Source organism: Pseudomonas sp. HP_14, from assembly GCF_055283875.1.
In genome coordinates this window covers 215,959-237,128 of the sequence record NZ_JBTOQI010000022.1, presented here as the reverse complement: position 1 = coordinate 237,128, position 21,170 = coordinate 215,959, and the positions used below count along the sequence as shown (strand labels likewise).

The window sequence follows — 21,170 nt, the reverse complement described above, 5'->3', positions numbered from 1 at the left end:
TTAAATCGCTTTCAGGGTGCCCTTTGGCAGCGTGGCAGCAATAGCGCCCTTCTGCATTTTCAGCTCAACAGTGTCGGAAACTTCGATAACAACGAAGTCATCAGTCACTTTAGTGATCTTGCCAGCGATACCGCCGGTGGTAACCACTTCGTCGCCCTTCTGCAAGTTGCCCAGCAGGTTCTTCTGCTCTTTGGCGCGCTTGGCCTGTGGACGCCAGATCATCAGATAGAAGATGACCAGGAAGCCGACTAGGAAGATCCATTCAAAACCGCCACCCATAGGGCCAGCAGCAGGTGCAGCAGCGTCCGCGAAAGCGGGAGAGATGAAAAAGCTCATTTAGCACTCCAGTTGCATAATTAAGTAAAAAGCAGAAAAACTTGTTTTGACTCAGTCCATCGGCGGCGTTGGAATCCCGCGCTTGGCATAGAAGGCATCGACAAAGGCGGCCAATGTACCTTGTTGAATAGCCTCGCGCAAACCAGCCATAAGGCGCTGGTAATGCCGCAAATTGTGGATCGTATTAAGCATGCTTCCCAGCATTTCGCCGCACTTGTCCAGGTGGTGCAGATAAGCGCGCGAGAAGTTCTGACAGGTGTAGCAATCGCAGGTCGGATCCAGAGGCGAATCATCGTGACGATGGAACGCGTTACGGATCTTCAATACACCTGTATCAATGAACAAATGACCGTTGCGGGCATTGCGGGTCGGCATCACGCAATCGAACATGTCGATTCCGCGGCGCACACCCTCAACCAGATCTTCAGGCTTGCCTACCCCCATAAGGTAACGAGGTTTTTCAGGAGGCATCAGGCCAGGCAGGTAATCCAGCACCTTGATCATCTCGTGCTTGGGCTCGCCCACCGACAAACCGCCGATGGCCAGGCCATCAAAGCCAATCTGATCAAGGCCTTCCAGCGAACGTTTGCGCAGACTTTCATGCATGCCGCCCTGGACAATGCCGAACAGCGCGGCAGTGCTTTCGCCATGGGCGACTTTCGAGCGTTTGGCCCAGCGCAGCGACAACTCCATGGACACACGGGCGACATCTTCGTCAGCCGGGTAAGGCGTGCATTCATCGAAAATCATCACGATGTCGGAGCCCAGATCACGCTGAACCTGCATCGACTCTTCCGGCCCCATGAACACCTTGGCGCCATCGACCGGAGAAGCGAAGGTCACGCCCTCCTCCTTGATCTTGCGCATCGCGCCAAGGCTGAACACCTGAAAGCCGCCCGAGTCAGTCAGAATCGGACCATTCCACTTCATGAAATCGTGCAGGTCACCGTGAGCCTTGATGACCTCGGTACCCGGACGCAGCCACAGGTGGAACGTGTTGCCCAGAATGATCTGCGCGCCGGTGGCCTCGATGTCACGCGGCAGCATGCCCTTGACCGTGCCATAAGTGCCCACCGGCATGAACGCCGGGGTTTCAACCACGCCTCGCGGGAAGGTCAAACGACCACGACGCGCCTTGCCGTCAGTGGCCAACAACTCGAAAGACATACGACTGGTGCGGCTCATGCGTGATCCTCTGGGCCCGATGCCTTGGGAGCGGTCGGCGCGGGATTGCGGGTGATGAACATCGCATCACCGTAACTAAAGAAGCGGTAGCCGTTTTCCACCGCCGCCGCGTAGGCAGCCATGGTTTCGGGATAACCGGCGAATGCCGAAACCAGCATCAGCAGCGTGGATTCCGGCAAATGAAAGTTGGTCACCAGGGCATCTACCACATGGAAGGGACGCCCCGGAAAAATAAAGATGTCGGTGTCACCACTGAACGGCTTCAACACACCGTCACGGGCGGCACTTTCCAGCGAGCGCACGCTGGTCGTACCCACCGCAATCACCCGGCCGCCGCGTGCACGACATGCGGCCACGGCATCGACAACATCCTGGCCGACTTCCAGCCACTCGCTGTGCATGTGGTGATCTTCAAGCTTCTCGACCCGCACCGGCTGGAACGTACCCGCGCCCACGTGCAGTGTGACAAACGCCATCTCCACGCCTTTGGCTTGCATGGCATCCAGCAGCGGCTGATCGAAATGCAAACCCGCGGTCGGCGCAGCAACCGCACCGGCACGCTGGGCGTACACCGTCTGATAACGCTCGCGGTCGGCGCTGTCATCCGGTCTGTCTATATAAGGAGGCAACGGCATATGCCCGACACGCTCCAGCAGCGGCAACACCGGCTCGCTGAAACGCAGCTCGAACAAGGTGTCGTGACGCACGACCATCTCGGCCTCGCCGCCGCCATCAATAACAATCATCGACCCCGGCTTGGGCGATTTGCTCGACCGCACATGGGCCAGCACGCTGTGCGTGTCCAGCACCCGTTCCACCAGAATCTCCAGCTTGCCGCCCGACGCCTTCTGGCCGAACAGCCGCGCCGGAATCACGCGGGTATTGTTGAACACCATCAGATCACCGGGGCGCACATGCTCCAGCAAATCGGAAAAATGTTCGTGAGCCAGCGCGCCCGTGACCCCGTCCAGGGTCAACAAACGACTGCTGCGGCGCTCAGCCAAAGGATGGCGAGCGATCAGGGAATCAGGGAGGTCGAAGGTAAAGTCAGCAACGCGCATGATGGAGTTCGTCTAGCAGGGCCGCGAAGTTTAGCGGAAAGAGACAAAATTGACCATGAAAGGTGATTGACCAACGGTAATACCGTCTGTAGACTTCGCCGCCATTGAGCCCTGATGGCGGAATTGGTAGACGCGGCGGATTCAAAATCCGTTTTCGAAAGAAGTGGGAGTTCGATTCTCCCTCGGGGCACCACGACACACTTCAAGCTGCTGCTCAATGCAGCTTGAATACAAAGAAACCGGCCATTGCGCCGGTTTTTTTGTGGGTGGGATTTGTGCTTCCCCTTATCTGCGACTCCCCCCCTCTTCCACCCTCCACTGCTTCCGCATCCAAGACAACAGCAACACAAAACAGGGGCGACTCAGTCCGCCGTCTGTGGTCAGCTCAATAAACACCGGCGCCCGGGAATCGTTGCTGATGCCCCACACCCATGCCTTGTGAGTTATCGACCTCTCGGCCGTGTGCAGTCTCCTGAGCCGTTATGACCTTAAAATCGTATAGGGGCGAGCGGGTGGTGACGTCGCACTGTCCAACTTGCCGCTTCATTTCTTCGTAGATGCCCACCGCCCTTTCTTGCCTGAGCGCAATTTGCCAGCGAGCCATGACAGCGTTATCGCCGGAATTGAGAGGAAGGCCGCATAGATGATCCCGACACCTAGCAACGGGGATGATGTACCGGAAATCGCCAAAACCACTGGGATCTGAGAGAGCATTACAACGCCGCCTGCGGACCACTGTGAGCTTTTTAGAACTGCTCCAAGGATCACTGACAAAGCTAACGCGGCGGGATAGATGATGGTCCAGTAACTCGCCAGGTCCCAAGGCTCCTTAGCCCCTGTGATTACTGAAACAACAGTCCAGAAAACCAGGGACACAACGCAGGTAATAATGAATGCCATGAACAATTCCCAGACCTTCGGAGCAAATCGGCTTTGAGTGTTTTTTTAGTCTACTGGTTGTCCGGTCACCAACCCCAAAATAACAATAGCCAGCTAATAGGTCATAGCCTCTAGCCCAAGTCGTCGGAGTGTTCGCTGATCTTCGGAACTTCATACTGAATGTGAGCAACCGATGTCTGACCTGGGCTTAGTAAGGCAAATCACTGGAGTGGAATTGGCAACACGAGTTTTGACACGGTCTGAGCCATAAACGGTCACTCGACATCTGCATTTACGATCTGCCAGAGTATCAACCGCAAGCCTCGCCCCTTATCGAAGGCCTATTCTTGATCCGTTTAGCTGAAGCAAAAGACGAGCCTGCGATCAGACACTGTGCTGAACAGGCCTACGCCCGCTATATACCTGCAATCGGGCGCAAACCCGCTCCAATGACTGCCGACTACGGGGCGCAAATCGCGGCGGGCATTGTTTACGTGGCCACGGATGAAACCACCCGCGTCGAAGGCTTTGTGGTGTTTTATGCCGAGCAAGGGTATGTGCTGCTTGAAAATGTGGCCGTGCTGCCCAGCGCGACAGGACGTGGGGTAGGTAAATCACTGATCAGCTTTTGCGAAGATGCCAGCCAACAGCTGGGAATGAATGCGGTGCATCTTTATACCAACGAGAAGATGACCGACAACCTCTTGATTTATTCCAGGCTTGGGTATGTTCAAGTGGGGCGACGCACCGAGCATGGTTTCGAACGCGTGTATTTCGAAAAAACCTGGGGTGATGCAACTCGACAGTGCGTTACGTCTGACTGATTGCGACTGAGCCTTAGCGTTCTATCGGCCAACTGGCGCCGGTCAAGAGTGGCTGCTTTGGGTAGGTGTCAGCCGGTCGTGGCAGGCAGAAATCGGCCAGAAGCAGCCGCTGTCAGACGCTTTCAGTGAGGTGGCGTTACCTACTTGTAGCCGTCCTCGCTCACCAAGGTTGGCGGCCATGACTTCCAAAAAAGCCGCCCGTTGGCCCTTCTGGTCCAAGCAATGCCATTTTGATCGCCGTTGCTGCGCCCTCTTCAGGCGTTAACACACCAGAATTCCCATTGAGATCAGTACGCACATGTCCGGGTTCGACTGCGTTCACCTTGATTCCCAGCGGCGCTAGCTCTTTTGCGAAAGAAACCATAACAGCGTTCAGCGCCACCTTGGACGAGGTGTAGTCGAGAAGGTTGACGGTCGAGTAGATCGAAGTCGGATCAGTTATTAAAGTCAGTGAACCCACCCCGCTGCTCATCATCACGATCCGTGCCTGGTTGGCGGCCTTGAGCAAAGGAAGGAAGGCCTGGGTAACGCGCACTGGACCGAAGAGGTTGACCTCAAAAACCGCTTTCATATCCTTCATCTGGACTTCGCTAGGAGGCTTAGTCATATCAACGGCAATGCCAGCATTGTTGATTAGAACATCGAGCGAGGTAATTTGAGAGGTTAAGGTAGCAGCGGCGCGATGCACGCTGGCTTCGTCTGCGACGTCCAGCTCAATCAATCCCACATCGAGTCCGTGCCCACGTAAATCTGCAACGGCAAGCTCGCCACGCGCGCTGTCCCGAGCGCCAATCCAGACGAAAAAGCCAGCCTCCGCGAGGCCTCTGGCGATAGCCAGACCAATGCCTTTATTGGCGCCAGTGACCAGCGCCTGTCGTTTGTTATTCATGTTTTTTTCCCGTTGGTTCGGAGGTTTCGCCACATGATCAAGTCATCAGAACTGTCTGACTCAAGCCTGACATGGAGACTGAATTTTGCTTTCAGACTGTCTGCGCCACCGCTTCGCTTTGTGCACCTTGAACGTGGTGCCGAAGGTCGCCAGCAAAGCGCAATGTCACTTCACGGCGACTGAACCGCCACTCACCGTCATGACATTCAAACTGATCAAGGTATTTGCCGGCGCAGATAGGCTGTAAGGGGAAGCCATCAAGTTGCTGGTGTACGGTGTAATAGCTTTCAGAACTCGCCCTATCGCCCGATGGAGCTACGTCGATCAGCACGTTGGTGATGGAATGCCAAGTGCGCGGGGTTCCATCTGAATGGACTTGAAGGCCGACCTGAAAGAACTCCAGTAGTCCCTCCAGCGTGGACGCTTCGTTCCCAAGTACATGAATCACGGCATGCTGAAGCACGTCTGCCACGCCAGGAAAATCACCGCTGTCCAAGCGATGAATGTAGGTGGCGTGAAGTCGATGGATCGCACTCTCGGCGGCGAGGCGTATGACGATATCCAGGTTGTTGCTCATGTTTGCTCTCCTGGGCACTAGCCCGGTAGGTATGAAATCCAGGATCGGATATGAGGTTTCGTGAACGCGACAAGGGGCCTTGGTTAACATCCAAAGGCCTACCGAGAAGCAGTTTTGTCAGGTGATTCGTTCGCTATCCAATGACCACTCGGGTCATTTCGATACTCCTCGCTTGAGGATCAGAATCAGGGTTGTGCAGGCAGCGACGAAGGAGAAAACCGCTGCCACACTGAAGGCCGTTGGCAGTCCAGATGCGAAGTTGCCGGGCACCGCAGCCGCAGCGAATACCGACGTCACTGCGGCGATACCCAATGCGCCGCCAATCTGCTGGTCCATCTGCAACAGCCCGGATACGGCGCCGGAATGCTCGGCTGGAACACCGTCCATAGTCAGGACCGTGCCGGGAGTAAAGACAAAAGCGATACCAAGGCTATGAATCAGCATTGGCCCCAAAATCGCCCCTATATAATGGTCATCAATCCCCATGAAGGAGAAGCCGACGAAGCTTGCAGACACGAGAAGGCATCCGACAAATTGAATCCGGGCTGCGCCGAATCGCGTCATCAAGCCAGGCATGAAATGCGTCATCAAGCCAGGCATGAAATGCGTCACCACGAAGACCGTAGCCGTCACCGGCAAATAGGCCAGACCTGCTTCCAGAGGGCCAAAGCCTAATACCCGCTGAAAGAACTGCACCACCAAAAACAACATTGAGAAGTGCATGCCTACAATGATCGCCATCACGGCCAACGCGGTTACTCGGGTCTGATTACGCAGCAGGTCGAGATTGAGTAGTGGGGCCCGTGCCTTCCCCTCTATGAGCCAGAATGCGGCCAACAGAAAAACCGCAGCGGCGAAAGCCGGCAATGTGAACGGGTGGGTCCATCCATGCTCAGCAGCGTTGATAAAGCCAAAGACTAATGCGATTGAACCTGCCGTCGCTGCAAGTGCTCCACTGATATCAAACCCAGAGGGCTGCCGGTCTGTCTCGGCCACTACCCTGCTCACCATCATCAGGATCCACACACCCACTGGGACATTGATCAGCAACGACCACCGCCAGGAGAGGTATTGCGTCAGCGCACCTCCCAGAACCAGACCCGCCGAGGCACCGACCGACGAAACTGTGATGAAGAGAGCAAGCCCGCGATTACGTTCTGCCTCATTGCGCGCAATATTGGTCACCAACGCCAGCACACTGGGCGCCGCGACGGCGGCGCCAATGCCTTGTAGTACTCGGGCAGTGATTAATATAAGCGGGCTCTGAGCCAGCCCGCCCAGTAAAGACGCCAGCACGAACAATGCAATGCCGGTCTTGAATGCCCTTACCCGTCCATAGGCGTCCCCCAACCGACCGCCAAGCAATAGCAGGCCGCCAAGGGCCAATGCGAAGGCATTTGGCGCCCACGACAACGTTGCCGCTGAAAAGCCCAGGTCGATCTGGATCTGAGGCAATGCCACCATCACGATCAAAAAGTCCATTTGGAGCATAAGCTGCGCGCCAAGGATGATGGCCAGGGCCAGGCCTCGGCGGCTATAGCCTTGAGATGCAGTTGTAGCGAATGCTCGCGACGAATGGGGCATGGTCTTTTCCTGCACGGATGGATGGCAACCGAAAGGTGTTCGAAAGAAGCTTATGGCGTCAGACCTGGGAAGCCCCTCCATCAGCGAACAGCTCAACGCCATTGATATAGCTGGAGGCATCACTGGCCAGAAAAGCTACCGCCTTACCGATTTCATGCGCCTGGCCTATGCGCCCGATGGTGCTTTTTTCGCTGAGCGACTTGATGACGGCGTCTGCGTGTTCGGCAAGCATATTGCGCAGCGAATCGGTATCGACGGGGCCGGGGCTCAGCAGATTGATCCGTACCCCGCGACCTTTGATATCGAGAACCCAGCCCCTCACCAGCGTTCGCAACGCTGCCTTGGTCGCGCCATAGACGCTCAAGCCTGGGCCGGGATCGATTGAAGCGGTGGAACCAATGATGACGATACTGCTGCCCTTGCTCATGAGCGGCATTGCGCCCTGAACGGTGAACGTCACGCCTTTCACATTGGTGTTGAACGCTCGATCAAAATGCGCCTCGGTAATGCTGCCTAGCGGAGCAAGCTCCCCCACTCCCGCGTTAGCCACGAGCACGTCGATCCGCCCGTGACGTGACTCGATCTCGCCGAACAACCTACTGAGGTCGGCGCTGCTTGAAACATCCGCCACCACGGCGCTAGCGCGGCTGCCGAGGCTGGGTAGCGATTCGTCCAGTTGCTGCTGGCGCCGCCCGGTAATCACCACATGAGCCCCCTGCTCTGCTAGCTCCTTGGCGATGGCGAGCCCCAAACCCGATGACCCGCCGGTGACTAATGCGACTTTGTCCTGGAATTGCATGGCGATGTACCCCTGTCTGCGCTGAAGATTGATCAAGATATATAGTGAACACTACATAGGCGCACAGAGAGATGCAAGATATTTAGTGACTGCTACATACGCGAAGCGTGCGGTGGCAGGTATTTGATCTCGGATATAGTGGTCGCTACAATATTGATCCCATTGACGAGGTTCCCATGAACGACAAGGTCCGCCAGCGCCGTCCCGCTTTCGATAGAGAAGCGGGGGTAGCCATCGCCCAGGCACTGTTCCACGAGCGTGGCTTCGATGCGGTGAGCCTCACGGATCTGGTCGAAGCCATGGATATCAAGCCGCCCAGCTTCTATGCCGCGTATGGCAGCAAGGCTGAGTTGTTCGAGAAGGCCATGCTGCGCTATGCCAGCGAGCATGCTTTGCCCTTGGACAAACTGCTGGCGCCGGACCGGCCGGTGCCTGAAGCGCTCGCCGCCTTGCTAATCGCAGCGGCAAAGCAGTATGGAAAGGACAGTGTTCTGCGAGGCTGCATGATCACTGAGGGCATGCGCGCCGACGACGACGTGGCCCGCCAGCTGGCGCAGACGTTGGCGGACGCAGGCATCAAAGTGATTCGGGATTATCTTGATCAGGCACTGCCCGAAAAAGCCCAATGCCTTACCGACTACCTCTCGATTACCCTGCGCGGGCTATCGTCTGCGGCGTGTAACGGCATGCCGCGTAAACGGCTGATCGAGGCCGCGCAGACGGCGGGCCGGTTCATTGCTCATGAGCTGGGTCAGGAGCAGCAAACGACCCGCTAGCGCACACGCCCGTCACCGAGTGCCACATTCCGAACTCAGCTGTTCTGTCCACCATCCACATTCAGCGTTGCGCCCGTGATGTAGGCAGCATCCGGACCCACCAAGAACGCTACGGCTGCGGCGACTTCTTCAGGCTGGCCATATCGACCCAAAGCCGTCATCTGCTTGACCATCGACGCCATGTCACCGGTCTCAGGGTTCAGCTCGGTGTTGATGGGACCGGGCTGGATGGTATTGACGGTGATATGACGCGGCCCCAGATCCCGAGCCCAAGCCCGGCCATATGCGGCAACTGCGGCTTTGCTGGCTGCGTAGTCGCCAATGCCGGGAAACGGCGCGCGGATGGCGAACATGGTGCCGATCGACACGATACGGCCGCCGTCTGTGAGCAAGGGCACGGCTGTGCGTACTGCTGCGACGACACCGCCGATATTGATGGCTTGCTGGCGATCCAGCTCGGCGATGTCCGCCTGGGGATCGCCGATAACGCCCGTTACGAAGACGCCTGCGTTGTTGACCAAAATGTCCAGCCGACCGAAGTGCTCGTGTGCTTTGCGGACAAACGAAGCGACTGCATCGCTATCCGCCTGATCGGCCGCAACCGCCAACACCTTCACGCCTAGGGCTTCAATCTCGCTGGCCACCGCCTTCGCACGCTCTGGCGAGCTGGCGTAGCTGAAAGCGATATCGGCTCCCTCCGCTGCCAGGCGCTTTGCAATAGCGGCACCGATGCCGCGTGATGCGCCGGTAATCAGCGCAACTTTACCTCTCAAAAACTGAGTCATGGGGTGTCCTTTATGAAACGTGAGCGCTGCGGGTCGCAGGCCAGAGCAATCACAGTAAGCGCCATCTCCTGCGGGATAAACCGATCAAAGAGGTATATAAAATCCCTGAAGGGGTGATAATCGACGGCTCTCGTCGCTGCGGATTGCCCATGGACTATTTTCTGGCCGTAAAAGCGTTCAATCGCATCGTGGAGACAGGAAGCTTCGTCAAGGCAGCCACGCAGCTCGACCTGCACCCCAACGTTGTGACCAAACTGGTCCAAAGCCTCGAGTCGCACTTGCGGGTCAGGCTGCTTAACCGAACGACCCGCCGCGTGACATTGACCAACGAAGGCGATGTTTACTATGAACGGATGAGCCGGCTGCTCGACCAATGGCTGGAGGTCGAGTCGGAAATCGCCCTCACCCACGCCAATCCCAAAGGCCGTATACGGGTAGACATGGGCACGACCATTGCCACGCATCTGGTGATACCGGCCCTCGCAGCCTTCAACGCCCGCTACCCCAACATCCAGATCGATATAGGTGCCAGCGACCGTACCGCAGACCTGGCAAGCGAAAACATCGACTGTGTCATTCGCGGCGGTGATCTTCGCGACTCCTCCCTGATCGCCCGTCGCTTGGGAAGCGTGGAATTCGTCACCTGTGCGACCCCTGCCTATCTCGCTGCGCGCGAACCGCTCTGCCATCCCTCGCAGTTGGAGAACACTCACCCGGTGGTGCGGTACGCATTCCCTTCCTCCGGCAAACACAACCGGGTCGAATTCGTGCGAGGTGACGAGCAGATAGTGATCGAAGGCAACTATGTGGTGGCCGTCAACGACAGCAACGGCTACCTGGCTGCCGGGCTAGCAGGGTTGGGCGTGCTCCATACGTTGCGCTTCATGGTCCAGCCTCATCTGGATTCAGGCGAACTGGTTCCCGTGCTGGAGGACTGGTCGGCGCGCGCCAACACCCTCTCGGTGGTGTACATGCCCAATCGGCATCTGAGCGTGCGAGTCCGAGCATTTGTCGATTGGCTGGTCGAATACTTTGCGACGCACCCGCACGTGATCGCTTGAATGACATCGGCAATACGTGGCCTCACGTGTTGCCCTCTTATTACAACGGTCAGTAGCCAACCCCACGCACGCCGCCCGAAGCGCGAATGGATTCTCCGGTGATCCAATGTGAATCCTCGGAGGCGAGGAAGACGGCAAGCGCAGCGATATCTTCTGGTTCACCAAATCGCCCTAGCGGCGTTCCCGCCAGCAGCTTCTCGCCCAACTCTCCGGCAAAGTTGCCGTGAGTACCTGGTGTATTGGTATGCCCTGGCAAGATGGAATTGACTCGGATGCCCCGTACGCCCAGCTCTCGCGCCAAAGCGAAGGTCAAGGTATCGACAGCCCCCTTTGTGGCCGAATACACACTGGAGGCCAGGTAGGGGTCGGTGCTGAGGATGGAGCTGATATTGATGATGCTACCCTTGGCACCCAGCAGTTTGACCGCCTCGCGCACTGCAAGCAGGTAGCCCAGCACGTTGAGGTTGAACTGTTTATGGAAGGCCTCTTCGGTGAGGTCATCGATCATCTGGAACACCGCCACGCCCGCGTTGTTGACGAGAATATCCAGTGTTCCATGCTCAGACTTTACGGTATCGAACAGACGCATGACATCGGCGCCGATACTCATGTCGGCCTGTAAGGCATAGGCCCTGCCTCCCTGCCCGGTGATGTGCGCGACCACAGCCTCAGCCTCGATCTGGCTGGATGCGTAATTGACGATCACTGTTGCGCCCTGAGCGCCGAGTGCCTTGGCAATGCCCGCGCCGATGCCTTTGGAGGCGCCTGTGACTACCGCGATTTTTCCTTCGAGTTTCATGTTCGATTTTCTCTGAGTGAGGGTTCTACTGAAGGCTCGTCGCCACCGGTCTCTGGCCACAACACAACGAACTGCGTGCCCCAGTATTCGCCTCCTGCTGCTCCAGCGTGTGCCGGTTTCTCGCACATCCTTGCCTATTCTTCTCACATGGCTTGCGCTGCCCCGGTAACCGGGCCATCGTCTCGCCATGGACAAAGCAATGGCAGAACTGCGCAGCATCGTGATGCGCGCACACGACAAGTGGACCGATACGGGATTGCCTCGCGTGCAAATGGTCCGGGCCGAGGCCTGCGCCGACCAGGTCTATCAGCCCATGCTGCATCTGGTGCTTCAGGGGCAAAAGACGCTGTCGATAGGGGATGCCGTGTCTCGATACGTGACGGGCAGCTATTTTCTGGTCCCCGTGGATGTGCCTGCGACGGGGCAGATTCAAAGTGCCGCCACTGACCAACCTTATCTTGCTGTGAGCCTCACCCTGGATCCAGTGGTGATCTCGACGTTATTGATCGAACATCACGGCACCGCCAAGCCTTGCAGCGGCTCCTGTTTTGAACCTGTGCAGGCACCGCCCGAAATGATCGATGCCTGGTTGCGGATGATGCGATTAATGGACCGCCCCCATGAGGCCGCGGTGCTGGGCCCCATGGTCGAGCGCGAGATCCTGTTCCGCGCATTGCAGGGCCCACTGGGCGGGGTGCTGCGAGCCGTTGCGCACGCGGAGGGTCGACTGGCGCAAATTCGACGGGCGACCCAGTGGATCCGCGAACATTACACCGAGCCATTTCGCGTGGAGCCACTGGCGAAGATGGCGGATATGAGCGTGGCGGCCTTCTACCGCCATTTCAAGTCGGTCACCGCCATGACGCCCATCCAATACCAGAAGCGCCTGCGTTTGCTGAGGGCACGCTGGTTGCTGCTGTTCGACACGCGAGATGCCACCTCGATTGCCTACACCGTGGGCTACGAGAGCGCCTCGCAATTCAGCCGCGAATACGCACGATTGTTCGGTCTGCCGCCGGCGCGCGATGCGGCGAGATTCAAACTGCCGCCTGCCGCCCTGGCAGAACCTGTTTCGTGAAAACGGGGCATCGTGCCTAAAGATCGCTGATGATCGTTCCGGGAATACTCTCGGCGAACCCGTTGCCAAACACCCCTACGGGCGTCGCAAAGCCGGGCCGGCGGTCCCCGTCCAGAACACGCCGCGCCGCCTCGATGGCCGCCAACGGAGTGTAGGAATATCCGTTCACCGTCTCTATCCTCGAACAGGACCTGCTGCCATCTTGCGCTATCACCTCGACCACAGCGCGGGCTCGATGGGCATGACGCTCCTGGGCACTGGGACCATCGGGCAGGAGTGACAAATCACCCTCGGGAAACGCCTCACCGGAGATATGCACGAACATCGCGATGTTCGGTATCCGTGTCGTATGCCAACCGGTTACCAGATCGCCGAATGACAACGGCACACACAAGACCTCGCCATCACCGAAATCAAAATGGCGTGGCTGCGCGTCCGGGGTCGAGACGAGTTCGCCATCGATTCGCGCCAGCACACCTGCCCCTATGATCTCGCCAACACTCATCGCTGAACCACGGGACATCGACCCAGGCACCTGGAGTGCAATGCTCAACGCCAGGGGATTGACGACGCGCTGGGCAACTTGCGCCGCAAGGCTGTCGGTGGGAACGACATCCCAGCCAACGCCGGGCAACAGCATCACTCCTGCCGTGGCGGCTTGTATGCTTAGTTGCTCGGCCAGCCGATAGATATTGATCTCTGCGGTGATATCCAGGTAGTCGACCTTGGCTTCGATGCACGCGGCCATCAGAGCTGGAGCCGTATGCGCGAAGGGGCCTGCGAAGTTCAGCAGCACACTGATGCCCGACAGCGAACGCGCAGCATCGGCGTCTGCTTCGAACACGCGATAAGGCACCTCGAGGTGATCAGCGAAATCGACCAGAGCCTGGCGATTGCGACCGCCTATTTCGAAAGGCAGGCCCAGCGCCTTGGCCCGCTGGGCAGCCATGCGGCCGGTATAGCCCGTGGCGCCATAAATCAGAAGTGTTTTCATTGGACGTGCTGCCAGTTCTTGAAGACGAATTCCAGGCTGTACCCGTCCGGGTCCAGCACATTGGCGGCGTAGTAGTCGGGGTCGTAGTGCAAACGCGCGTCAGGTGCGCCGTTGTCACCACCGCCATTGTCTAGCGCCGCAGCATAGGCGGCTTCAACCTCAGCCTTGCTGTGTGCGACGAACCCCACATGCAGCGCCCGCGCTTGGACGACGCCCTTACGCAACCAGAAGAACATCCGCCCATTGGCGCCAAACCCTTTCAAGTCAGGATGCCCGTGCGGGCCATCCCTGCCGTCGTAGTCCAATCGCGCAGTGATGCCTAACGGTGCGAGCGCCGCCTCATAGAAAGCTATAGAGCGTGCAATGTCGCTGACCGACAGGAAAATATGATCCAGCATGGTGCCACCCCTCAGATAATGTAGCCGCCAGCGACTTCGATGCTTTGCGCGTTGATCCAGGCGCCCTCTTGCGAGAGCAGCATGGCGATGACCCGGGCAACGTCCTCGGGTTCACCTACCCGGTCCAGTGCCGTCTGCCCGGCCAGCAGGGCCTCGAACTCATCGTTGAGCCCCCCGCCCAACTCGGTACGAATCGCACCTGGCGAAACCGCATTGGCGCGGATACGCCGCTCACCGAACTCCTTGGCCATGTAACGGGTGAGCACCTCCAGCCCGCCTTTGAACGCCGCATAGGGTGCGACCCCGGCAGTGGCCACGCGGGTCGTGGCGCTGGTCAGATTGACGATGCTGGCGTGCTCTCCCAGCACTGGCAGCAGCGCCTGAGTCAGGAAGAATGGCCCTTTGAGGTGAACATTGAAGAGCCCGTCGAACTGCGCCTCGGTGACCGACTCCAGCGGATTGAACAGGCCGTAGCCAGCGTTGTTCACCAAGCCCGCAAGCACATTCGTGCCCCAGACTTCCTGAAGGACCGTGGTCACAGTGCTGCGAAAACCCTGAAAGCTGGAAACGTCGGCAACATCGAGTTTGAGCGCGACGGCTTTGCCGCCAGCCTGCTCGATGCGCTGCACGATCGCCTGCGCGGCCTCTGGGTGAGCCTTGTAGGTAAGGATGACGCCCATGCCGCGTTGCGCTGCGTGTTCCGCCGCACTGGCACCTATACCGCGGCTGCCACCGGTGATGACGATTACGCCCATGATCATGCTCCGCTGCCCGTTGAATGAGCCTCCACGGTAAGGGACTGAGGCTTGACGGGCGCGACGGTTCCTGCTGCAAACTTGCCTGTTTCTGCTTTTCGCTTGCACTGCGGACCAAAGCCACGTCAGCATGCCCGGCATGAACAGCCAACTGAATGAACTGCGCACCCTCGCCGCCAAGGCCGAAAACCGTCGCACCGAGACGGGCATCCCGCGTGTAGCAATGGTCCAGGGCAAGATCCCGGAGCACATGCTCGCCGCGGTCTACGACCCGATGATCAACCTGATTTTGCAGGGCAGTAAAACCATGACGGTGGGCGACCGCACGTTACGGTACGACCCGGCGACCTATTTCGTCATGTCCATCGAGCTGCCAGCCGTGGGCGCTGTCCACCCTGCCGCCACCGGCGAGCCATACCTTGCGGTAAGCCTGACGCTCGATCCCATGGTGCTGTCGACACTGCTGGCGGACCTGCCCAAACCTGCCGGGCGCCATGACAAGGATCCGGGTTTTTCGGTCGCCGCTACCACACCTGAATTGATGGACGCCTGGGTACGGATGCTGCGCTTGATGGGCAAGCCAGATGACATCGCGGCACTCGCCCCTGCTTATGAGCGCGAGATTCTGTTCCGGGTTTTGCAGGGGCCACATGGCTGGATGTTGCGAGAGATCGCGGCGCCTGACACAGCCATGGCCAGGGTCAACCAGGCCATCCAATGGATTCGCCGGGACTACGCCGAACCCATCAGAGTCGAGAGCCTGGCGCAACGAGCGGCCATGAGTGTCTCGGCGTTTCATCGTCATTTCAAGGCGGTCACCACTCTAAGCCCGTTGCAGTATCAAAAGCGCGTACGCCTGCTGCAAGCGCGCATGCTGATGATCGCCAACGCCAAAAGCGTCACGGCGGCAGCCTTCGAAGTGGGCTATGAAAGCGCGACCCAGTTCAGTCGAGATTACGTACGGGTTTTCGGGTTACCTCCGGCGAGAGATGCGGGGAGAATCCAGGAAGCAACAAAAGTTTAGGGTCACCGCGAGTGCAGTTGTGGCTTTCTACGTGGCTGCCAGCCCGCCAAGGTGGCGGAATTAACCCAGTGGAATTTGCGAATGTGTAGCAACGGGGATAGAGGACTTTGAACGTCTCGCTTAAAGGTCATACACATGTCCGAGAGGCTGCTATCGGCCAAAAGCGGACGCTTATCGGCGCATGATCGAACTAAGTGCCGCCGGCGCAATAAAATTAATCTTTGTCTGACCAGTATTTTGCGCACCTAGAAGAAGCGTGCGGAAGGGGTTCAACCCGAGGCAGGCTTTAAGTGATATTTTTAATACTCGGCCAATTTGAACCCCAAAACAATTAACCGCAGGAAAGATTATGTCCGACATACCCGCGATTAAATCGACGGAATTGTTCTCTCGCCTTAGCGCATTTCATCCCAGTATCGAAGTTTGGCCAGATAGCGAGTTTTCAAATGATGGTTATGCTTACTACTGGTTGGTGGCGCACAGCGATGGCGCGATCCGTATGCTTTCCTATTTCCGCTGCAAAGACGGTGGCTGCGAGCATCGCACCTATGATGTTGAGGGCGATGATCTTTGGATCCCAGCTGGAACGGCCTTGGCCTGACAATTCATTCAAGCCGACACCGCTTCGCGGCTTGGCTTAATTCTCAGGTGTTAATGACTGCTTTTGGCCGTTAGCTGACCCACATGAATGACCGCGGTGGGTAGTGAACGGCCATTTAAAAACCCGGATCAGTTAACTGATCCTTTCCGAGCAAGCCTGCGTGCCCTGTGACGCCGAGATTGGGAAAACGCTCGGTCCTCTGCGCAATGACCCAAGACCGCCGTCAGCTCAAAAATCTATAGGAAAGCCATCCTCTAGCCATTTAAGCGCTAGTCCGGACCAATATTCGGAACGTGACGTCAACGCGGTGATCACCAGCGGCTGCAACGTTATTTCGGCAGCAAGCGCATATTTTTCGCTGAGGGCTTTTACTGCATCTGACATCGAGTGCAGCTGTCTGGAAAGGCTTTTCAAGCAGCGGCAATAACCAGACATAGCTGAATTCGTCCTTCATTTTCTCCCCGTGAATGTTGATGGCGATATTACTCATTGCGGAGCTACAGGATTATCCGGCGCTGGTGGCTCCATTCGACCCACGAAGGTTTACTTGCAGACAAAGGCTCGGCAGCTCAGAACCTGCGCCCATTTCCCCGGTCGAACAGCGCATTGTTTACCCATACGGATATGAAATCCATGACTGGCCGCTTGGCTTCGATCACCCTCGCTACTCTAGCTTTACTCAACCTCGCCGCCTGTAATCACTACCGCTATGTCAAACCTGAAACCGAGCAGGGACAGCGCTGTGTTGCCAAGCTGGATGCAAGAGTCCAGGCCTGTGAAAAGCGAGCGGAGGAAAGCGTTCAGGGCCAGCGGGCGACTTACGAGGGTCGAATGGTTGGCTACCGAGCTTGCATGCAGCAGACCCCAGCGACCCCGCAAATTTCCAACCCCTGCGGCTCGGAGCCGGTCGACCCTGGCGCGGCGCAGAGCAAGATCTGTCGGCAGAATTACAAGGAGTCGTTCATTGACTGCGGAGGTCGACTGGAAGAGATCAAGGATGACCAGGCCTCTCATCCCGCTAAAGGCGCACCACCATGACGTCACAACCGAGCTACCTGTTCGCCTCACTGGAGCAGCCGGATGATGCAGGCGTCACCGCACTGGTCGCGTTCGGTCTGGTGACCACCGACGCTGAGGTGTTTTATCTGGTTATTCGCTACATCGATTACCCAAACATCGTTGAAGGCGACCATCTCTACCATTCACTTGAAGAAGTGCTTGAAGCTGCAAGCGCGGAGTACGGGATAGGCCGACCAGATTGGCGAGACCTTTCGGCGGATGAAATCAGCGAAGTTGGAGCAAATATTCGCTGATGTATCAGTCTTGTCCGAACATGCCAATGAGGTCCCTAAAGAAACGTGACGCATGGATCACGGGCTGCGGCCCTCAGCCTGCCCGCATTACCACAGCGAAAAATCGCAGCCATTAACAGACTTCTCTGACAGCAATCCCCTCCGCGTTTCATTAGCATTTCCTCCCCCAAAAGTAGCGCCAAATAGCTCGTTGCTCGCACCTATGGAATTGCAATGGTTGAAGAAGACTGGCTTGCCGCGTGTCGTGATTGGTGTCGGAAAGCAAAATATCTATCTGATGAAATACAGTGGCAGGCGAAGCCAACACATTCGGGATGGCTTCAAGCGACGAGCTCGCTATTGGATGAACGCCGAGTATCAATTCCTCACCTCTATTTCAAGGGCGAGTACCAGCCTGGTCGCATGGGTGAGCGTATGAGCTATGGCCTGATGTTTCGCGACGGGAAGGAGAAGCGCCGGGTTTTCATGTTGGAGACTTTTCCCAGACATGAGCGCTCCCATAAAGAACGCGACAGAGTGTTTTTTGGCCCACATATCCATCTTGGCGACGAAAGACTCTGTCAGGTCACCAAGACAGTTATCTCGCAGCTCAGATTAGCTACGATGTCTCGGTGGGTTGAGCGTTTCACGCGACATGCAAGGGTTCTTGATAACAAAAACCGAACGCTGTCCCCGCCTTTCAAAGACGATTTTTTCGGGCATGAATATGGGTAATACAAGCTGCGACGACTTCTTTGTGAAATCAGGATGGCACCAGATTTTCGCCATCTGCGAACAGGTAAAAATCCAAGGGCTTTGCGCCCGGCAATGTGATCGGCGTACTGATGTACGTTCTCTTCCGTTGCTGCTTGGGAGGAGGATCGTTTTTCGGAGGGCGATACCGACTTCTCGTTAACTCAAGAAGTCGAGCTGCTGTTGCGCGCCAAGGACCCGACAAGGTATCTGGATCGAAACGTACTTATCAACGTGGGCGGAGTAGGTACTCACTTTGACTTCCTTTGGGGGACCACCTACGTGGATTCAGTTACGCCTACAGCCAACGCCATCAATGCAAGGCTCAGAAAAGCACTACAGGTCAACAAAGCTGACGACCCTGTCGACGTACTTTTCATAGTGGATGACCGGGACAAGCGAAGAAAAGCTGATGAGGAAATAGCAGTCCTTGGTGATCTGGCACCGACCATACGCCTCACTGACTTTGAGGAGTTTTACAGCTCCAGTGCTCACTAGTCGATTACGCTAGCTATTTCGCTGTACAGCCTTATCGCTTGTTCACCTCGCCCCCTTCTGATCCGTATTTTTCTCCCCCATCTGAATCTGTATTGCAATCGCCCTCCCCTTGATAATGACGCCACCCCGACAGCCTGAACCCTTCAACTGATCGGGTCGTTCTTGATGTGATTCTGAACGTGCTACATCACCCATCCTCGGGAGGCCTTATGGGCAAGCTTACGATCTACATGGCGATCTTTTTGGTGGCGGCAATCGGCGTGGGTCTGCTGGGTACCATTCCTCCGGGCTGAGGAAGGCGCGGTATCGACCGACAAGACTGGACACAAAGTACCCGTTTGATCTGCATGACACTGTAGGGGCCACAACTACACTTTCCTTTTTATGGAGGAAAGACCATGTCAGTGCCTGATGACCCCACCCCTGCCTTGCTTGCCAGCCTTGACCAAAACATCAACGCGCTACGTGCGGCCATGGACGAGGTTCGAATCTGGCTCGATGAGCGCGGCGCAGTAGACGCAGCCGACAGCATCGCCAGCCACTTACAGATCATCGAAGACAACACCGACGGCATTACGGCCGGGATGGCTGATCTGGTGGCGCGCTGGAAACCGGAGAGTCAGGTTGATCCTGAGGATTGATTGCGAATCTGGTCTGGCCACCCAGCTCTGCCTGCAGGATTGCATTCCACTGTGGGAGCTGAGCTTGCTCGCGATAAGGCTGGACTCGATTCACTTTAGATCGCGTCCGGCCTTATCGCGAGCAAGCTCGGCTCCCACAGAGACCGCGCTGCCCTGACCGACCTGCAAGGTCTGGGGCAGATTTTGCAATGCGGCCCCGGTTGAAGGTGCCGTCTTCATGATGAACAACAGTCAATGGACGGAAACCAAAGCGGCCTGAGACGAGCAATCAAACCAAGCCCGGTCTAATCCGGGCCTGGTTGATCAATCACCCTGAAACCTGATTCGCAAACTGCCCCACCGCGTTCACTACCTGCTTGGCCCCGTCCTGAATCTCGACGATGACTTTGCCTGCCTGACCTGACAGTTCCAGACCTTGTTCGGCCTGCTTTTTACCGTGTTCGATAACGCCCACGGCTTGTTCTGCCAGTGCCTGGTTTTTCTGCACCACGTCGACGATTTCGGCGGTGGCGGCGCTGGTGCGGGAAGCGAGTTGGCGGACTTCGTCAGCAACAACGGCGAAGCCTCGGCCTTGCTCACCGGCGCGGGCGGCTTCGATGGCGGCGTTAAGGGCCAGCAGGTTGGTTTGATCAGCAATGCTGCTGATGGCGGTGATGATCGAACCGATGATTTGCGATTGCTTGTCGAGCGCACCGATGCCTTCTACGGCGAGCTCCATCTGCGAAGCCAGGGCGCGCATGACGTCGACGGTTTCCTTGACCACGATGCTGCCTTTGCGTGCAGTTTCGTCGGTGTGTTTGGAAATCGTGAAGGCAATTTTTGCCGCTTCGGAAACGGCCTCTTCGCGTTCGACTTGCTCAGTGATAACAGTCGCGAATTTCACGATTTTATAGAGACGATTGTGCGCATCTGTAACCGGGTTGTAAGAAGCCTCAAGCCAGACCGAATGACCACGGCTGTCGATACGTTTGAAGCGATCAACCACGAACTCACCACGGCGCAGCTTTTCCCAGAACACTTGGTACTGCTGGGAGTTGGCTTCTTGCGCCTCACAGAAAATACTGTGGTGTTTGCCAACCACTTGCGCCAGCGAGTAGCCCATGGAATCCAGAAAGCGCTGGTTGGCAGTCAGCACGTTGCCGCTCAAATCAAACTCAATAACCGCGGTGGAGCGTTGCAGCGCTTCGATCAGGTTCTCGTGCTCACGGGAATTCTCGATGGTGCGAGTCAGGTCACTGGCGTACAAAGAGAACTGTATGACCTTGCCAGCGCTGTTGGTCACCGGCTGAACAATCACACGCAGCCACGCCTCTTTCTGGTCGCCACGAAAAATCTGCAGGGCGCCCGCCCAGTGCTTGCCTTGCTGAATGGCTTTGCTCATGCGCGCGAAGTGGTCGGTGCTCTGAGCGTACTTGGGGACCAGCTCTACCAGCGAACGGCCGACCAGCTCTTTACTGGTGTAGCGCATTTCCTGTTCAAACTTACTGTTAACCGACTCGATTTTGCCGCGCTCATCGAGGTTGATGGACAGCATTTCAATCTCAAGACTGTCGCGTACCTGCTCCATGGTCGAAAGCTTTT

Annotated in this window: 24 protein-coding genes, 1 tRNA gene and 2 pseudogenes; 12 read left to right on the top strand and 15 right to left on the bottom strand. The window is 57.1% G+C overall.

Going from position 1 to position 21,170, the window contains the following annotated elements; genetic code table 11:
• The 3 genes from yajC to queA are packed head-to-tail and all read right to left on the bottom strand — an operon-like array spanning position 1 to position 2,582.
• On the bottom strand, positions 1-336 hold the full coding sequence (gene yajC / locus ACYASS_RS15790) for a preprotein translocase subunit YajC (protein WP_032630903.1): 336 nt from the start codon (positions 334-336) through the stop codon (positions 1-3).
• A 51-nt stretch (positions 337-387) separates the two neighbouring features.
• A complete protein-coding gene (gene tgt, locus ACYASS_RS15785; protein WP_087264944.1) occupies positions 388-1,503 on the bottom strand; it encodes a tRNA guanosine(34) transglycosylase Tgt in 1,116 nt (371 codons plus the stop codon).
• A 14-nt stretch (positions 1,504-1,517) separates the two neighbouring features.
• Positions 1,518-2,582 carry a tRNA preQ1(34) S-adenosylmethionine ribosyltransferase-isomerase QueA gene (gene queA / locus ACYASS_RS15780; RefSeq protein WP_463586815.1) on the bottom strand — a complete coding sequence of 355 codons (1,065 nt, stop codon included), beginning with the start codon at positions 2,580-2,582 and terminating at the stop codon, positions 1,518-1,520.
• Between the two features lie 108 nt (positions 2,583-2,690).
• On the opposite strand from queA, the gene ACYASS_RS15775 reads away from it, so the two are divergent.
• Positions 2,691-2,775 (top strand) — tRNA-Leu (locus ACYASS_RS15775).
• 350 nt (positions 2,776-3,125) lie between these two features.
• On the opposite strand, the gene ACYASS_RS15770 is transcribed toward ACYASS_RS15775, so the two are convergent.
• Entirely contained in the window at positions 3,126-3,482 is a 357-nt protein-coding gene (locus ACYASS_RS15770; RefSeq protein ID WP_463586814.1) for a hypothetical protein, read from the bottom strand.
• Positions 3,483-3,808: 326 nt separating this feature from the next.
• Between ACYASS_RS15770 and ACYASS_RS15765 the strand changes: the two genes are divergently transcribed.
• Positions 3,809-4,285, top strand: coding sequence for a GNAT family N-acetyltransferase (locus ACYASS_RS15765; protein WP_463586813.1), 477 nt, complete (start codon positions 3,809-3,811; stop codon positions 4,283-4,285).
• A 160-nt stretch (positions 4,286-4,445) separates the two neighbouring features.
• Here the strand turns inward: ACYASS_RS15765 and ACYASS_RS15760 are convergent, their stop codons facing one another.
• The 4 genes from ACYASS_RS15760 to ACYASS_RS15745 all read right to left on the bottom strand — a co-directional run bounded on the left by ACYASS_RS15760 (position 4,446) and on the right by ACYASS_RS15745 (position 8,134).
• Positions 4,446-5,174: an SDR family oxidoreductase gene (locus ACYASS_RS15760; protein ID WP_463586812.1), complete on the bottom strand. Its 729-nt coding sequence runs from the start codon at positions 5,172-5,174 to the stop codon at positions 4,446-4,448.
• A gap of 91 nt (positions 5,175-5,265) precedes the next feature.
• Positions 5,266-5,751, bottom strand: coding sequence for a nuclear transport factor 2 family protein (locus tag ACYASS_RS15755; RefSeq protein ID WP_463586811.1), 486 nt, complete (start codon positions 5,749-5,751; stop codon positions 5,266-5,268).
• 153 nt (positions 5,752-5,904) lie between these two features.
• Positions 5,905-7,335 carry an MFS transporter gene (locus ACYASS_RS15750; RefSeq protein WP_463586810.1) on the bottom strand — a complete coding sequence of 477 codons (1,431 nt, stop codon included), beginning with the start codon at positions 7,333-7,335 and terminating at the stop codon, positions 5,905-5,907.
• A 58-nt stretch (positions 7,336-7,393) separates the two neighbouring features.
• Positions 7,394-8,134, bottom strand: a complete 741-nt coding sequence (locus tag ACYASS_RS15745) for an SDR family NAD(P)-dependent oxidoreductase (protein ID WP_463586809.1) — start codon at positions 8,132-8,134, stop codon at positions 7,394-7,396.
• 176 nt (positions 8,135-8,310) lie between these two features.
• Here ACYASS_RS15745 and ACYASS_RS15740 point away from each other — a divergent pair, with 176 nt between their 5' ends.
• Positions 8,311-8,910 carry a TetR/AcrR family transcriptional regulator gene (locus ACYASS_RS15740; protein ID WP_463586808.1) on the top strand — a complete coding sequence of 200 codons (600 nt, stop codon included), beginning with the start codon at positions 8,311-8,313 and terminating at the stop codon, positions 8,908-8,910.
• Between the two features lie 35 nt (positions 8,911-8,945).
• Here the strand turns inward: ACYASS_RS15740 and ACYASS_RS15735 are convergent, their stop codons facing one another.
• A complete protein-coding gene (locus ACYASS_RS15735) occupies positions 8,946-9,695 on the bottom strand; it encodes an SDR family NAD(P)-dependent oxidoreductase (RefSeq protein ID WP_463586807.1) in 750 nt (249 codons plus the stop codon).
• A 149-nt stretch (positions 9,696-9,844) separates the two neighbouring features.
• Between ACYASS_RS15735 and ACYASS_RS15730 the strand changes: the two genes are divergently transcribed.
• Positions 9,845-10,756 (top strand): LysR family transcriptional regulator, encoded by a 912-nt coding sequence (locus tag ACYASS_RS15730; protein WP_463586806.1) that lies wholly within the window; start codon positions 9,845-9,847, stop codon positions 10,754-10,756.
• A 49-nt stretch (positions 10,757-10,805) separates the two neighbouring features.
• On the opposite strand, the gene ACYASS_RS15725 is transcribed toward ACYASS_RS15730, so the two are convergent.
• Positions 10,806-11,555: a glucose 1-dehydrogenase gene (locus tag ACYASS_RS15725; RefSeq protein WP_463586805.1), complete on the bottom strand. Its 750-nt coding sequence runs from the start codon at positions 11,553-11,555 to the stop codon at positions 10,806-10,808.
• Between the two features lie 199 nt (positions 11,556-11,754).
• Between ACYASS_RS15725 and ACYASS_RS15720 the strand changes: the two genes are divergently transcribed.
• On the top strand, positions 11,755-12,633 hold the full coding sequence (locus ACYASS_RS15720; protein ID WP_463586804.1) for an AraC family transcriptional regulator: 879 nt from the start codon (positions 11,755-11,757) through the stop codon (positions 12,631-12,633).
• Positions 12,634-12,649: 16 nt separating this feature from the next.
• Here the strand turns inward: ACYASS_RS15720 and ACYASS_RS15715 are convergent, their stop codons facing one another.
• From ACYASS_RS15715 to ACYASS_RS15705, 3 genes are read right to left on the bottom strand one after another with little or no spacing between them, the layout of a single operon-like run.
• The gene (locus tag ACYASS_RS15715) at positions 12,650-13,627 is read right to left on the bottom strand and encodes a saccharopine dehydrogenase family protein (RefSeq protein WP_463586803.1); all 978 of its coding nucleotides are present in this window, start codon (positions 13,625-13,627) and stop codon (positions 12,650-12,652) included.
• Complete coding sequence (locus ACYASS_RS15710) at positions 13,624-14,025, bottom strand: VOC family protein (RefSeq protein WP_463586802.1); 402 nt, start codon at positions 14,023-14,025, stop codon at positions 13,624-13,626. The genes ACYASS_RS15715 and ACYASS_RS15710 overlap by 4 nt, the downstream gene beginning before the upstream one ends.
• Positions 14,026-14,036: 11 nt before the next feature.
• Positions 14,037-14,780 (bottom strand): SDR family NAD(P)-dependent oxidoreductase, encoded by a 744-nt coding sequence (locus ACYASS_RS15705; protein WP_463586801.1) that lies wholly within the window; start codon positions 14,778-14,780, stop codon positions 14,037-14,039.
• A gap of 139 nt (positions 14,781-14,919) precedes the next feature.
• Between ACYASS_RS15705 and ACYASS_RS15700 the strand changes: the two genes are divergently transcribed.
• The 7 genes from ACYASS_RS15700 (at position 14,920) to ACYASS_RS15670 (ending at position 19,589) form a co-directional block, all read left to right on the top strand.
• Positions 14,920-15,804, top strand: coding sequence for an AraC family transcriptional regulator (locus ACYASS_RS15700; protein WP_463586800.1), 885 nt, complete (start codon positions 14,920-14,922; stop codon positions 15,802-15,804).
• Positions 15,805-16,153: 349 nt separating this feature from the next.
• Entirely contained in the window at positions 16,154-16,405 is a 252-nt protein-coding gene (locus ACYASS_RS15695) for a hypothetical protein (RefSeq protein WP_463586799.1), read from the top strand.
• Between the two features lie 633 nt (positions 16,406-17,038).
• Positions 17,039-17,443 (top strand): hypothetical protein, encoded by a 405-nt coding sequence (locus tag ACYASS_RS15690; protein ID WP_463586798.1) that lies wholly within the window; start codon positions 17,039-17,041, stop codon positions 17,441-17,443.
• Positions 17,440-17,718, top strand: coding sequence for a hypothetical protein (locus tag ACYASS_RS15685; RefSeq protein WP_463586797.1), 279 nt, complete (start codon positions 17,440-17,442; stop codon positions 17,716-17,718). The genes ACYASS_RS15690 and ACYASS_RS15685 overlap by 4 nt, the downstream gene beginning before the upstream one ends.
• 213 nt (positions 17,719-17,931) lie before the next feature.
• The gene (locus tag ACYASS_RS15680; RefSeq protein WP_463586796.1) at positions 17,932-18,432 is read left to right on the top strand and encodes a hypothetical protein; all 501 of its coding nucleotides are present in this window, start codon (positions 17,932-17,934) and stop codon (positions 18,430-18,432) included.
• Between the two features lie 201 nt (positions 18,433-18,633).
• Complete coding sequence (locus ACYASS_RS15675; RefSeq protein WP_463586795.1) at positions 18,634-18,948, top strand: hypothetical protein; 315 nt, start codon at positions 18,634-18,636, stop codon at positions 18,946-18,948.
• Between the two features lie 398 nt (positions 18,949-19,346).
• Entirely contained in the window at positions 19,347-19,589 is a 243-nt protein-coding gene (locus ACYASS_RS15670; RefSeq protein WP_243246147.1) for a hypothetical protein, read from the top strand.
• A gap of 307 nt (positions 19,590-19,896) precedes the next feature.
• Here ACYASS_RS15670 and ACYASS_RS15665 read toward each other — a convergent pair.
• A pseudogene (locus tag ACYASS_RS15665) lies at positions 19,897-20,331 on the bottom strand (methyl-accepting chemotaxis protein); the annotation flags it as partial.
• 105 nt (positions 20,332-20,436) lie between these two features.
• Positions 20,437-21,123: pseudogene (locus ACYASS_RS15660) on the bottom strand (PAS domain-containing protein); the annotation flags it as partial.
• Positions 21,124-21,170 lie beyond the last annotated feature (47 nt).